Source organism: Nitrospira sp. BLG_2 (genome assembly GCF_049222245.1).
Genome location: NZ_JBLYIG010000030.1, coordinates 1 through 14,083, shown reverse-complemented (window position 1 = coordinate 14,083; position 14,083 = coordinate 1). Strand labels below are relative to the sequence as shown.

At 53.3% G+C, this 14,083-nt stretch carries 8 protein-coding genes; 4 read left to right on the top strand and 4 right to left on the bottom strand.

Annotated features, from left to right (window positions below; all coding sequences use genetic code 11):
* Positions 1–640: 640 nt before the first annotated feature.
* The 4 genes from ACOSYY_RS00845 (at position 641) to ACOSYY_RS00830 (ending at position 10,777) form a co-directional block, all read left to right on the top strand.
* Entirely contained in the window at positions 641–1,615 is a 975-nt protein-coding gene (locus ACOSYY_RS00845) for a fascin domain-containing protein (RefSeq protein ID WP_421660335.1), read from the top strand.
* A gap of 359 nt (positions 1,616–1,974) precedes the next feature.
* Positions 1,975–3,879 carry a hypothetical protein gene (locus ACOSYY_RS00840; RefSeq protein ID WP_421660334.1) on the top strand — a complete coding sequence of 635 codons (1,905 nt, stop codon included), beginning with the start codon at positions 1,975–1,977 and terminating at the stop codon, positions 3,877–3,879.
* Between the two features lie 55 nt (positions 3,880–3,934).
* The gene (locus ACOSYY_RS00835) at positions 3,935–7,846 is read left to right on the top strand and encodes a hypothetical protein (protein ID WP_421660333.1); all 3,912 of its coding nucleotides are present in this window, start codon (positions 3,935–3,937) and stop codon (positions 7,844–7,846) included.
* A gap of 39 nt (positions 7,847–7,885) precedes the next feature.
* A complete protein-coding gene (locus tag ACOSYY_RS00830; RefSeq protein WP_421660332.1) occupies positions 7,886–10,777 on the top strand; it encodes a CHAT domain-containing protein in 2,892 nt (963 codons plus the stop codon).
* A gap of 78 nt (positions 10,778–10,855) precedes the next feature.
* Here ACOSYY_RS00830 and ACOSYY_RS00825 read toward each other — a convergent pair whose 3' ends face one another.
* The 4 genes from ACOSYY_RS00825 to ACOSYY_RS00810 form a co-directional block, all read right to left on the bottom strand.
* The gene (locus tag ACOSYY_RS00825) at positions 10,856–11,554 is read right to left on the bottom strand and encodes a toll/interleukin-1 receptor domain-containing protein (protein WP_421660331.1); all 699 of its coding nucleotides are present in this window, start codon (positions 11,552–11,554) and stop codon (positions 10,856–10,858) included.
* Between the two features lie 933 nt (positions 11,555–12,487).
* The gene (locus ACOSYY_RS00820) at positions 12,488–12,706 is read right to left on the bottom strand and encodes a hypothetical protein (protein WP_421660330.1); all 219 of its coding nucleotides are present in this window, start codon (positions 12,704–12,706) and stop codon (positions 12,488–12,490) included.
* A 91-nt stretch (positions 12,707–12,797) separates the two neighbouring features.
* The gene (locus tag ACOSYY_RS00815) at positions 12,798–13,232 is read right to left on the bottom strand and encodes a PIN domain-containing protein (protein WP_421660329.1); all 435 of its coding nucleotides are present in this window, start codon (positions 13,230–13,232) and stop codon (positions 12,798–12,800) included.
* A gap of 6 nt (positions 13,233–13,238) precedes the next feature.
* Positions 13,239–13,502, bottom strand: a complete 264-nt coding sequence (locus ACOSYY_RS00810) for an AbrB/MazE/SpoVT family DNA-binding domain-containing protein (RefSeq protein ID WP_421660328.1) — start codon at positions 13,500–13,502, stop codon at positions 13,239–13,241.
* Between the last annotated feature and the right edge of the window lie 581 nt (positions 13,503–14,083).

Here is a 14,083-nt window from a genome sequence, read left to right as displayed (position 1 = left end):
GTCAGTTCATCCTCACAGGTCCCTGTTCCGATCCAGCCAGTTTCACTGTCAACGGCCACACCTATGAGGAAGTCATCTTTGTCTCGTTAAAACCGACCAAGTGAGGAAAGCTGAAACGCGGAACGACCAGGAGGTGTGACATCGGAGCGGAAGAAAATCGGATGTACTTGATGGCACCAGCCGACCGTCGGTTGAGGTGTTGAACGTGAAGCGGTTCACAGAAATGCTCGTCAATTTCTATGTGCCTACGGGTACCGCCCCTTTTCTGTATCGCCCTTTCCCATCAAACCCGAATTCTCCCATCATGTATCTCAATGGATACTGATAAGTAGAATTAGATACACATGTCAGTTTGGGGCGAACGGCACCGTATGACTGCGTATTCCCTATCGTGCTGGTAAATAAGCGATGATGCCATCTTGTTACTTACGGCACATGTCTTGCTCTGCCCTGCCGCAGATCTGATTCAGATTGGATGGGTCAGCAAGAGGCCCTAATACATTACATCAACATACAATACGGAGGATTTATGCAAATTCGTCTCAGAGCTCAGAATGGACAATATGTGGTAGCAGAAGGCGGGGGTGGGGGCGTTATCAACGCGAATCGTCCTAACGCTAGCACCTGGGAGACATTTGATATGCAGGTTCTGGGAGGGGGCACTCTTCTCTCCGGATCCAAAGTGCAATTTAGGACGGACAACTCACGCTACTTTTGCGCCGAAGGGGGAGGGGGTGGGCAACTGAACGCCACAAGAACGCAACCCTCCGAGTGGGAAACATTTGAAATTATCGCTCCTGACACTGCGCTCGGCTTACCGATCTCCGATGGGCAAAATATTCGTCTCCAATGCTCAAACGGGTATTTCGTATGTGCCGAAGATGGGGGTGGCAGAGAAGTGAATGCTACTCGACGGATTGCAGATAGCTGGGAAACATTTGTCATCGAGGGGGTACAGGGTGGGGTGGCACCTGCGTTTCAACCAGGAACCTTTATGTTCACCTTCGATAGCATGATTATTTCAAACACACGGTCTCGGCATAACGACACCGACTATGCCTCTCTATCAGTCGCCGTCAACGACGGTCCTCCCCAAACCGTGAAGAAATTCATCGGGAACCTCAACAATGGGACCTATACGGTTGGCCTTTCCATTGGACCGATAGCCATTGCGAGCCCGACAGACAAGGTTGCGTTTAATTACCTCGTCGTCAACGCCGGCCATCAAGACAATGCCAAGATAGACAAAATACTAACGGACATCGGGCAAGGACTCTCGCAAGCTGGCACAAGGGCTGCTATCAGCGCGGCTGGCGCCTTAGCAGGAGCAGTCGTGGGCAGCACTGTGGGGTCATTCATCATGCCGGCTGTCGGGACTGCTATCGGTGTAGCGGTGGGATGGCTAGGCGGGCAATTAACAGGCATCCTCACCGCGGACTGCGATGGAACAGTTGCGATTGAACAGGTTGGCGTCACTGGTCAGCAGCTTGCTGGGATGCTTGCGGCGGGCGCACCGTATGCTCATTGGACATATCATCCAGGATCTGACTCTAGCACTGGTTGTGGTTCAAACTCGATGTACTTCTGTCACTGGAGTGTTCAGAGATTGAGCTGAAGCCCGGTGAATGACAAAGGCGGGGCTCGCTTCGTGGAATAATCCATGGGAACAATGATGCAACAAGGTTCCTATGAGACGAGACGCGATGGAACCACGCCATAATGAGAAGCCAGGCGATCGCAGAAGAGGAACGGATGTGACGGACCCTGATCCGTCACATCCAATCAGGAAAACAGGCATGCGACGTGGTCATACATAGTGGACGAGAGTGTCATGCCGATTCAATGTGAAGCGATCGGGACCTGGCTTCTTCGCTTATTCGGTACGAAAAACAAACTCGGGATGCCGATGGAAAGTATATACGTATTTGTAAACGGAGGCTCGTATGTTTATGGATAGCTGGTAAAGGACGCACCATGAATGCCCCGGAAAGTGGAACCGATAATACGATCACGGGCGAATTGGTGTTCTTTTCAATTCCTCGACTCGAACTTATCAATTACGCCTCAGTCACGAGGGGGGAGGAAAAGAGAGCGCTCACTGACTACCAACAGGTTGCTGCCTATCTGTTGGGTGATCCCGACCAAGTGGTGACGGCAAAAGATCTGCTTGTAGCCCCCGTTTCTACTGAGGCTCGGTTTCGGCGTGCCCAGCTCATGGTTCGAGACATCGAACGCCAAGAGGCGTCAACCGCTGAACCGATCGGGCTTCGAGACTCCTGGAAGTTTGTTGAGCGGGAATGGCGTTGGGTTGCAGACGCTCCTGTCATCAGGCGGAAGTTGATTGACTATGCGGCTGCGTGCGGATTTCATCATCCAGAGAACCTCGCGAAAGTGGTTCTTTCACGGGTACAAGATGAACTCCTGCCGTTACTCCACTTGAAGTGGTACTTCGTGGCAGGAACGGACTCCCGCAGAATTCAATTGGAGCTCTTGCATGCCGAGTTTTTGGATCAGTACCGTATCTCTTCCAAAACGTCAGAAGCCGTGACAGAACTCTACAGTTCATATGTATTGTCCGAATTACAAAACTACGATGTGGGGAGTGATGTTCCCTATAACAAGATCGTTGTTTTATTGACAACACATGAATTGCAAAAACGTGAAGTGCTGAAGATTTGTGAAGCCACGACTCGATACCAAGCAGAAACTCTCAAAGCATGGCTCTCCTCAACTCCGACGCTCTCGGCACTAGACAAGAGATTGGAAGCGTACACAACACTCTTGGAGTCCGGTCAGCCGCACATGCCGCTACTGGAGTTGATAGCGGGACTGCATTTTGCACGGTATCAGAACCTTTTCGACGAACAGCGAGACATTGACGGAGCTCTCCGAGAGCTCACGCTTGCCCTCTCCTACGATCCCTTTAATGGTCAGGCCAGTGAGCGGTTCCACGGTCTGGCAGAGGACATTGCCAACCTCGAACAACGGCTAGCCAGCAAGAAGAACGGGAGTCCTCAAACTGACCCTGGTGCAGAACTCTTGCAACAGTTAAAGCACGGTTATCAGAAAGCCGCGTCGTTCAGTGAAACTTCCGAAGGTCGGCGAATCGCACAGTTATGGAATGAAGCACTGCAGCGTGAATTGCCACGTCGGCTTGGACTAGACCCTCTGGGCCCAGAAACATCGACGTTGGCGGCAACGTTCATCTCATCCGTTGACGAAGCTGGGCAATCTGGAACTGATTCAGAACTCTTCGTCCATCAAGTGAGAGCGCTCGCGATCACGCGAGACTCGCGCTTGGTCGAGCTGGACTGGGTCACTATTGGAGAGGGGCTAGTGTCTGCACCATGTAACTGTGGCGCTTTGATAGCGCTTCACCTCAAACCGCCAAATCCGCCAGAGGAGCCTGCGCTTTTGAAGGACTTCCGGCGTGAGATGTCCTCCATGTTGGAACGACCGCCTACTTCCAGCGCAGGGCACTGGCTTCGTGCCGTGGCGTGGCTCCTTTCGGGCCGAGATGTTCTCGTAAAGGCGATGGTTGGACTCGCACTATTGCTTCTTGTACATGGTGTTTGGGCAACAACTTCTCGCATCATTCGCGACAGGGCAGACGATCAGATGTACTCCACCATCCTCGCCTCAGCAGCCAATGTCGATGATGACCTCCTCATTGCAACGGCGAAGAAATATCTCTCAGTGGACGGTGGGCATCCAGATGAACCGCGACGGCACCATGCGACGAAACTTCTGCAGGAAGCCATATTCAGGAAAGTAGTCCGACTTGTTGATCAGGGATTAGAACAAGATGCAAACCAGCTTTTAGAAACGCTAGAGCAATGGACTACTCTAGCGAGTCAGACCGAGACGGCACGTAAGTAGGTCGACAATCTATGAGCCCGACATTTACAAGGCGAGGGAGACGATGAGACGCTCAATGATGATTGTAGCGACAGCAATTCTAGCTTTGGGACTCGGTCTAGAAGGCTACGGTCTCTCAACTCGAGTGCTTCCAACAGCCAATGTGACAGCACAGCCCTCGACTATAACTGTAAAGGACAAGAGTGCCGAGTTAACCAGGACAGGATTTGTAATCAATGTCACTCAAATGCTGGGGAAACTAGACGAACTTCGCCCAGACGAACGCGCCGATCAGATCGCAGATTGGGCAGTCTACGGAACTCTGATGCAGTCCGGGCTCTCGATCGAGGCAATACGAACGGCTACCTACGACACCTCCCCGTTTAGGACGCCAGCGCTTGAGGACGTGCTGGACTACGCGTATGGATCTGGACGGCGTGTGTTTTTGCCGAACGGCGCGGTATGGCTGTTCTACTCCGAACGCGATAAGGACCGCACCGCCACACTCGCACGCCTGGCAGACCAAGTTCGTATGGAACAAGGGACCTTTCCAGGGACTGCGTCGGTGTTCCGCTATCGCTCGGATCTCACGGCTGGTGCGATCCACATAACGCGGGAAGCCGATGTCACTTCAAGACAGCTTTTCTCCGCGGAGTTTGGATATGTCGAACGGAGTGTCACCACGCTCGAAGACCTCACACGATGGCTCAACAGTGTCGACGATGTCACACATGTGGCGACACTCAATAAAAGGGAAATTGAGCTTGGCGGACGGCGTATAGCGAATACGAGAACGGAAGGCGTGACGATCGATGACCTTGCGGCGCTGTATCAAGCGCATAAGACGCTTGCGAGGGAATGGGCAGCGGTGCGTGAACGCGATGGAGATCCATTCGTAGCGGGAGAGTCTCTACCCTCTGAACCAGGCTTTTCTCTCGACTTCCAGTGGGACTTCGGGGGACTGGCGAATGACCTCCAGCAACTCGACTTATACCCCGCTGACTTCATCCGTTCTGCAATGAGAATTGCGAATGACGTCCCTAACAAACCGGACGACAGCACAGCGCCACCTAGGCTCGTATCAACGGCAAGGGACATGCAAAAGTTCTTTAAATCCTCTGATCTAAACACCTATCGAATTCCACCCGACATCCAGCAACAGGTCGCGAGACTCACGCAGTTCTATCGCGACAAGCATAGGCGCGAAGCGGATAAAGAAGCCATTGTCCCATTCGAAAAGTTGCAGGATTCTTTAAAAGAAACACAAGGTTCTAACGCAGCTCAGGTACGTGCGCTCTTAGCCCACATCAGGTCGCGCAATCAATTCCAATGTGCGCGTTACGATGGTCCGCTCCAAGGTACGCGGGTTGGGATGGTCCTTTTCTATACGGATGTGCTAGCCAAACTTTGGGCATCGGTCAATCACCATCATGAAGCCCCAGTGCGCCAAGTGCACGGATTCCTATCTGGGCCCATTGAAGGACCATTCCTGGAGCCGCTCTATTGGGAGGAAACGAGGGAACGGCCATCTACACGCCTCTGGTTCGGGACTAAGCGGGAGGCCTACGAAGGTGTTCCAGATCAAGGCGAGGGGCTGAACTTTGGTCATATTGCTACACGAGTATACTCCGCCGGCTCAAATCCCCTTCATCCCGGGAAGGAAACGACGGCTGCTGAGCGTAGCCGAAGGATATTCAATTGGTGGGATCGACACTTCGCTAAGGTGGCTGACTATGAACAGGCCTACCATGTTCAAAATCAAGTCATGAAATGGTCAGTCATTACAGGGTGGATGGCTGAACAGGACTTCGTGTCTGGACTCAACGACGTGAAGGTTGATCACTCTCATCGTTTCGACGAGTGGTACGCGAAGTCAGAACAATTGCGCTTTCGTAAGGACATTCCATTTGCGTCGAAGGAGCGTTGGCCGAATGCAAATGAGTGTCTAGAAATAATTCGCTCATACCCGTTCCCCATGGCAGGCCATTTAGGCACTATTGAAGGGGGCGTATCTCTGGGTTCATCAACAAGCTTGGAGCCCGCATCCAGAATCAGAGACAACTTGCCTACCCAACTCCGACGAGGGAGCATTGATTATGCTCAGTCCACACCCGACAAGCTCTCGACCCTAAAGCACACGCAATTTGAATTCCCCACGGCAGATAATTCAATCGCTCGTGCGGTAGCCACAATTTCTAATGAAGCGCGGATCCGAAACGGTCCCAGCGAACTTGATATCGAGACTCTCACCGTGCAAGTCAGTTTAGAGGGAAACACCAGGTCGATCGCGCTCATCTCAGATCAGGGATCGTTTGGGACCCTGCATTCAGAGGGCACGGCTGGCGGTGTGCGGTTGAGCTGGCGTGATGGCGTGGTCGCGGGTGACGAGACTCTGCTGCGCGCCCTGGCCCAAAGACATAATTTGTACGGCATTCGAAACGCTGTCTCCGCACGTAACGAATTGTTGACGATGCGAAACCTCTATGTGGTGAAGCGGGAGGATCAAGAACTCTATATCAATATGGGCGGTGTCGACAGAGGAGGGCCAATTGACCCAGGTTCAACGAGTGCTGGTGGGGATACTCTTGAGGGTAGTCAACCAAGACTATTCAGTGTTGTCGATGGAAGATCGGCTAGCTATTCACAAGAATACCTTCGCTTTTCAGATTCCCCAAACTGGCTACTTGCTGCGCTGCAGGGTTTCAACGGTCTCCTGAAAGCTCAAGCAACAATATTGGAAGACCAACATGCCATCCAGATTGTCAATGGCGCAAAATGGCAAGTCTTATGGCCACTGACAAAAGAAGGCGAGGTAGGTCTAAGTGAAGTCGGGCGGATCTTTACCGATCGGGGGCCGAACAGGGATGCCCGATCCATAGCGATTGCTACAGGCGATCCAACGCTTGGAGAGGTAAAGGGGTACGTTCAGCAAGGTGTGCTGTATCTCGAGCGGCCAACGGATGCTGATCTGCATACAGCCTTCAACGATTTTGTGACGATTCAGAGCGTCGATAAGGAGTACATCGGCTCTGTCGAAGAGGCAATCAGAAATGGCTACACCTCTCATGCGGTGCGCTCTGCTGACGAAATAGCAGGAATACGAGCTGCGTCATTCGCTGGAGAAGGCAAGTATGTGGAAGCGACCGCTGCGCTGATGGCCGTATCGAAAGAAGGGCATTTACGCAAGGCAGTAGCGAGCTATAAGCAGTATTTGCCGAAAGAACTTCTTGCTCAATTTGCCAATGGTCCAGTTTCAGAGTCAGCGGAAAGACTAGTGCGGGAAACCTCAAATGAGAAGAACCCCGACTGGGGGCTCGTCCAAGCCCTACAGAGCCTCCGTGCAGATAATCCGGCTGTGACCATAGAAACTCTACACACAGCTGCGTTCAAACGAGGGAACCCCTCTTACAATGCACTTTATATGGCTGACGAAGCTTTTACTAAGCATGGGGCAACGGCAGCTACCGATTTTCTCCATGCCAAATCTGGCCAGGTTGACGGCCTCTCCAAGGGCATCGCTGCGCTCATCACAATCGGCAGCGTGGGATATCGCCTGCACACGGAGCTGCCAACGAGCGCGTTCGCAAAATCGAAAGTGTATTCCCGATCAGAACAATCTGACTTAGCCGCGCGGGTTCGGGAACAACCCCCAGAGGTCTATATTGAGGATGGCGCTCTTCTGAACAAACACGATTGGGACGCCGAGCCGGGGCCGAGCTTGAGCAACCTAGTCGATGATCCGGATGTCATATGGGAAGAACTCTATACGGAGGGCCTAGGAGACTTCCTTCCAGGCGTAATTATCCAAAATAACACACGTTACACTCGGCGAGAGATCCCAAAGGACCACAAGGAACAGGCAGTTAAACGTGCTGCCACATCTCTTGGGATATTGCCCGCCTACGGCGTCCTCCTGGCACGCAGTTGCGACTTGAACAATGATCGTACCGTGACCGAAGAGGAACGCGCTGCCTGTAAGAGAAACTGACCATCTCACGGCTGACTCAGCAGACTGGACCGTATTGCGGTGTTCGACGCAAGTGAGACTCACGAAGATTGGCGCGTATTATTCCACGCTTGGCGTCAAGCTGAACGGGAAAGTCGAGAAGAAGCGGCTTTCCACCTCCTTGCTGACCTGGTAGCCGCCCGTTGTGTGCTGCGTCAGCAGTCGGATTCCAATACACTCAGTCCGCTCGACATTGATCTGCTCATCAAATTCGGCACTCAATTAGAACAACGGCGCAAATACCGTGAAGCCCGAAGTACCTACGAGTCGGGGCGAGCCCACCTGCGGCGTCAACGTGATGAGTGCGGCAGTGCCTTCTTCTCGCTTCGTGCTGTCCGCTGCTATGTGGCGTTGCTGGATTTTGCTGGCGCAGGGCAGGAACTCGGCAATGTCTTGGCGATAGAGGAGAACCTGCTTCACAACGTCCCTCGTACAATGCAGGCCGCAGCGACGCTGAGTTTCATGTCTGCTGATTTGGAAAAAGTACATGTCGTCCGCGTTGAAGCCCTGGTCAACCTCTCGGAATACTGGGCAGCATGCGGCAAACTAAGCGCAGCGGAGCAGGCGTTGCAACGTACATATGCACTACTCAGTGAACAGGCCTCAAAGTACGTCACTGCTCCCAATGTTTTAGTAAGGCTTGGGGAGATCCGCCTTGATCGCGGCGATTTTCCAGGTGTCGAGCAACTGTTGACCATGGCACATGCATCAGATCTGTCACCTACCACCGCGGCGCAATGGCTTGTGTTGGAAGCGCAATTGCGGCACTTGCAGGGTCGCTTCAGCGAAGCGAAGGAGCTGCTTAGCTCCGTAGCGCAGGCTTCGGATTCGATTGTGACAGAAGAGATCGTCATGGCAGCTGCACGACAACGCTTCCATACCCTTTGCGCGTTGAACCGACTGGATGAGGCCGAGGTGGTCGTCGAAGGATTACAAAGGACAAGCGTCGTGGGTGAAGGTGAAATGGACGGCATGAGGACGTTGTTGGCTCGCAGACGCGGCGTAGCCATATCCAGCCTGGGCGTTCCGCCCTCGACGCGCGAGATCCTTGGTGCGGTCGACTCTGATGACGTGCTACCTGAACCCCTCGGCGATGGAGAGGTCGAGCAAATATTTGTGCAGGGTCCGCGGACTCGACAACGTGTACGGGACGAGTACGGTAGGAGTTTTAATCAAGTCCTGCTGGCGTTGCATGCAGGTCAGCATGAGCGAGCTTTATTGCTTTGTACGCATTTATCCGCCTTGGCCTCAAACATCGATTCTGCCTTGGTCGAGGCGCGACAGCTCCATCTGTGGGCGTATGTGTACTACTACTGTGAGGATTGGAAGGCTGCCAGAGATAATGCGGAGCAGGCGTGCTCCGCCTATGCCAAGCTCGGAATGCTCAATGGCGAGTGGTCGATGCGAGGTGTCATCGGTTGGATCATGCGCCGCTCTGGAGGCCTAGTTTCGGAGATTCAGCGAAACAGCGAAGAAGTAGCTCGGTTGAGTGATGAAATCGCGGCGCGGCTCCAGCCAGAAGATCGATCCATGTATGCACTGAACAAGTGGTCGGACATCGACGAACAAGTTTCTAAGATCTGTCATCGACTCGATCATGAAGAAGTCTCTCTTGCCGGTCGATTCCCAACTTGGCTTACCCGGCGCCGAGTGAGCCGAGTCACACGAACTGCATTGGTAGAGATCCTCAAGTTCCGTGCACTGGGTGGTGAACAAGGTAACAACGTCGAGACGGACAACCTTGACGCCGGTCCTGCCAATCAAGAACAAGATATCTATGCGTTAGCCTTGCGTGCCATACGTCGGCGCTTGCGTGAGAATGGAATCCTCAACGGCGCGGCTTGGCTGCATGCGTCCTGGTTACCGAGCGATACCGCCGTTCTTCATTACATCGTGTTGCCGGATCGCGTTGAGTTGTTTGTCATGACGCATGGCCGGTTCGAGAGAATTAGGCCACTACAGAAGGCGACTCGCGCAGAGCTGTGGGGAAAAGTGAGTAACACGCTTCGCAATTTGCGCAGCTCCGCACAGTGGCATGGGAAAACAGAAAGCGCAGGGAGGAGAGTGGCAGATCTCGGAGCGTGCGTGGGTTTCACAGAACTCCGGTTTCCTCCGAATATCCGCAATCTTGTAGTTGTGCCCGATGATATCCTTGTCAACGTACCATTCGCAGCCCTCCCCATCGGGGACCAACCGTGCATTTCGCGATTTACTTTGCGGGTCATACCAATGCTGGCTTGGACGGAGAGCACCGTTCGCCCGTTTAAAAAGTATCGTTCAGCTCTTGGAATTGCTGTGACTGCTTCAGCTGCCGAGCCAGGCTATGCGCCCTTGCACGGCATTACCCAAGAAGTGCGCGCCCTAGCAAATGGTTCTGCGCCAACGTGGCAGTACGTGGAAAATCAAGATGCGAAGGCCGATCATGTGAAAGCCAAGCTGTTGGAAACGGACATCGCACATTTTGCTTGTCATGGCGAGTTCTCGATACGAAAGCCAGGTAAGTCAGGGTTGTTGTTGCATGACCGATGGCTGACAATTGAAGATCTCGATGAGTTGAAGTTGGACCATCTTGCCGTTGTCGTGCTCAACTCCTGTTGGGGTGGAAGTACCCAAACCTTGCCAGGTAATGTGCATGTTGGAATGCCCTTTGCTCTGCTCGATCGAGGTGTACAGATTGTCGTCGCATCGCTCTGGCAGGCATCGCATAGAGATGCCATTGAATTTGCGCAGTCCTTGTATCAGGAGAGCGCTGAGAGCGGTCCGATAGTCGGATTGGCAAGAGTTCAACAGAAATGGACCACGCGCAAGCCGTTGACGTGGGCCGGCTATACAGCCTACTCCGCAGGAATTGTCCCCGCGCGGCCTTGGCGATGGCTCCTGCCACTCCTACGGCGTTGGCAAAGTCTCTCGTGAACGCTTTGGGTACGATTCGTGCGCGATAATCAGATGTGCATCGCTCTTGCGGACAATCCGAATGGCGCGGATGTTCTGTTATTGCAGTTTGCGGATCTCATTCGCCACGCAACGCCGACAGGTTGGTTCCGACGGTAACCACGTTGCGACGTATTCCAATTCGCCACTATTTCCAACCCAGAACAGGAGATTGATGATTCGCTCGTGCAAGGAATTGCCAGGAATCTGCCCCGGATCTATGTGCAAATCAAAAAGTAAGCTTTTGTAGGCATCCTCGCCCATACACCTCAAAGCAATGCGGCGCAGTGTTTGACGCGAGGTCGTTAGCAGCTCAGCAGCCTCTGGGGCGCGAAGCTTCTCGGGTGCGTTCGAAACCGGCATGCCCTCATTCTCAAACAAACTCCGCAAACGGGCCAGGCCGCTGGCTCGATCTGTTCGAAGATCAACGTACAGAATGTCCCTCAACAATGGCGGCAGTACACATTCCTCCAAGAGCACAGGGATTACAACTTTTTCTTTGGCGGCAACCGAAGACATCCACTCTCGTGACACCCACCGCGATGCGAGCGCGGCGGCGGAAATCAGGACAATGACATAGGCAGCCTGAGAAAGGCCCTCGTTCATTTTCTCAACGAACGAATCTCCTGGTTTTATCTCTTTGCGGTCGATCCACGGAGTAAGTTTCAATCCCTGCAACGCCTCCACAATGGCATCTGCGGTGAGGGTGTCCTTCTGCGCGTAGCTAATAAAAATGCGGTTTAGTTGCTGATCGGTCATGTGACACCCTGGGACGCTTCGACGAGGAGTTGCTTCATGAGTTTGGTTAGGCGATGCAGTCTACTCTTCCTAGCTCTCGTCCTGTCCATGCTTAGCAGTTGACGCATCATCCTAGATATCTGCAAGTCAGTCAATACACAGTGAGAGCGGGCAAGTGTGGTGGCTGGAGGTTCACCTGAGCGTGTGTTTGGCTTTCCCGAGATGGAACCGACTCCCCACCCCATTAACATCTAATCGGTTCCGTAAGCTCCTTAGCAATCTTCGTGTACGGTTCCGCTCGTTTCTTCGCGGCTTCGTAGGAAATCTTGAGCGGTGTCAGGAGGTGCACGGGTCGTGAAGGACGCAGTAAGGAGACCACCAACCTTTTCAGGAGAGCCGCGCCGTACTGTGGCGCGGAGTCTACCAGACAGGCGAAAGAACGACGACAGGGAAGGGCGAGAGACGAGTGCTCATGACTCATTCTTCTTGGATGAAGGCGAGTCTTGGGTGTTCGATTCCTGGTTGCAACCGGTTGCAGATTTGCGTATTTCTTGCCCGGTTTTGCCGTGATTTGCAGAGCTATCTTGTTGATATTGTTGATGTGGCGATGAGTCCGGTTCAATTCGAAACCCGTCATCCACCCCACTCGTTCCCCTCAGAGACTATCGGTAGGTAACGGAACAACTAAGACTCCAGCTATAAGCGGTTCTTCGGGAACGTCTGGAAACTGGATATCTATGACCGTATTGGGGTTATGGCGTTCCGTCTGATGGAGAGAGGCATGAAGCAGAAAGTCCTGGGCATTCGGGTCCGGTTGATTCCAGAGCCAAGTGAAGAATATATGGGGTCGGATACCTTTGCTAACTCCACAGCTCTTTAACGGATTGCGAGCCGCTAGGCGGCGACGTGGCGCTTGAGCTTGCGTAATTCCTGTTCAAGTCGTGTCAGGCGGGATTAAAGCGACTCTTGTTGGGATACCGTTGTAGAGAGCAGTGTCTTCACCAGGCGTTGGTAGGGAATTCTGACTTTCTTGGAACGAGTCGTTGGTACGCAGCAGATCGGCTGCGTCAAGATTGACGGTGATGGTGACCGTCCCTTCTTTCGAAGCGCGTTGCGAATGCTGTCAGTTCCGTCTCGGTTGATCTTGAGATGGCGAAGGTTTGGATGTTTCATGATAGAGCCTCCGAAACTTTCTCCATTCTGCGGAGCCGATGATGCAAATTGTCTTGCCCGCTTGGCGAGATCCAATGTGGTAGAAGTTATTTTAAGGAGTATGAATCTCGATGCCGTCCAGGCGAAAGCTTAAAAAGTCTCTCGTGTTAAACGTGAGCAGGGTCGTCACTCGGGCTGCTCTCGCACAAGCAGCGATGACCCAATCATAGGTCCGACCACCCGCGATGGCATGGCCTGCAGCCTCTCGGAGCAGTGGCCGGAAATTTTTATTGTCCAATCCGGCAAGCGTTCCTTCAGCGAGAAAGTTCGTTTCGATGAGGGCCATCGCATCTTGAGGAGACAATCGATGGGGCGGCGGAAGTCTGGTGAGCACGGCATAGGCCTCGATGAGGGCCGGTGTGGCGAGCACCAGCGATTCCCGCTTCGCCAGCCGGTGCTCCATCTCTGTAATTGCCCGCTCATGGTGTTCATGCCAGGTACACACCATGGCGACCATGACGTTGGTGTCGGGGAGAAAGCTACCCATACCGGGTTAAGAGGAGGCTGCTCTGTTACGGGTGAGCTGTCGACGGGTCCGTTCAACGATCTCGCTCGTCAGTTGCTTGATCGGTTGATCTGGCAGCGCAACGAGGAATCGGCCACGTTTTTTCAGCTTGATGGAGAGTGGTGCCGGTTCAATTTCAATCAGTCCTTGCCGCCAGCGGATCTCCAGCTCAGTGCCGGGCTGTAACCCGGCTTCTCGCCGCAGTTCCTTGGGAATGACCAATCGTCCAGCCGCATCGATGGTTGTTTTCATGGGACAAAATATACCATTTGTTGTGCCATGCTGCAAATAGGTCTATAGAAGGCTTCGTCGCGGCTAGGGCATGAATCTGGGTTGCTTGACTCTACTTATGGCCGTGGGGGAGACAGGTGTACAACGATCTCCGATCGGGAAGGGTCCTGGTTGACGATGTAGTGGATTGGTGGCGGGAAACTGGAGGTTTCGTCGGTCATAACGGATTCCTTTAGGTGACGTTGAGTGGAATTATCGAGCAGTGTGCTATCGAGCGGTGCCGATGGAATGGTGGCTGCGCGAGAGAATCGAATGACAAGTATGCCTGGCGTTGACGGGACGGAGATGGTCAGGGGGGTATGCGCTGTGAGCTTGGAGCGGGGCTGTTCTGTTTCTGTGATTGGGAAGAGGAGTTGGGGATTTGAGGAGCCTTCGTGCTGCCATAGTTGCAGGAAGCCATCTTGATTGGACTCAACCGTAAGTTCCTGGAGCACTTTGGGCATGGCCGTATCTGGGGTACCATCCTGAGAGTGTTGGGCCTGTTCTCTGGGGGTGAGACCATATCGAATACCCAGTGGTTGAAGTGGGGAGCCGCGATTGCT

What these genes read in the sequence shown, in the direction of transcription:
- ACOSYY_RS00845 (WP_421660335.1), top strand. Translation starts at nt 641, where the DNA reads ATGCAGGTTCTGGGAGGGGGCACTCTTCTCTCCGGATCCAAAGTGCAA.
- ACOSYY_RS00820 (WP_421660330.1), bottom strand. Translation starts at nt 12,706, where the DNA reads ATGAAACATCCAAACCTTCGCCATCTCAAGATCAACCGAGACGGAACT.
- ACOSYY_RS00815 (WP_421660329.1), bottom strand. Translation starts at nt 13,232, where the DNA reads ATGGGTAGCTTTCTCCCCGACACCAACGTCATGGTCGCCATGGTGTGT.
- ACOSYY_RS00825 (WP_421660331.1), bottom strand. Translation starts at nt 11,554, where the DNA reads ATGACCGATCAGCAACTAAACCGCATTTTTATTAGCTACGCGCAGAAG.
- ACOSYY_RS00835 (WP_421660333.1), top strand. Translation starts at nt 3,935, where the DNA reads ATGATGATTGTAGCGACAGCAATTCTAGCTTTGGGACTCGGTCTAGAA.
- ACOSYY_RS00810 (WP_421660328.1), bottom strand. Translation starts at nt 13,502, where the DNA reads ATGAAAACAACCATCGATGCGGCTGGACGATTGGTCATTCCCAAGGAA.
- ACOSYY_RS00840 (WP_421660334.1), top strand. Translation starts at nt 1,975, where the DNA reads ATGAATGCCCCGGAAAGTGGAACCGATAATACGATCACGGGCGAATTG.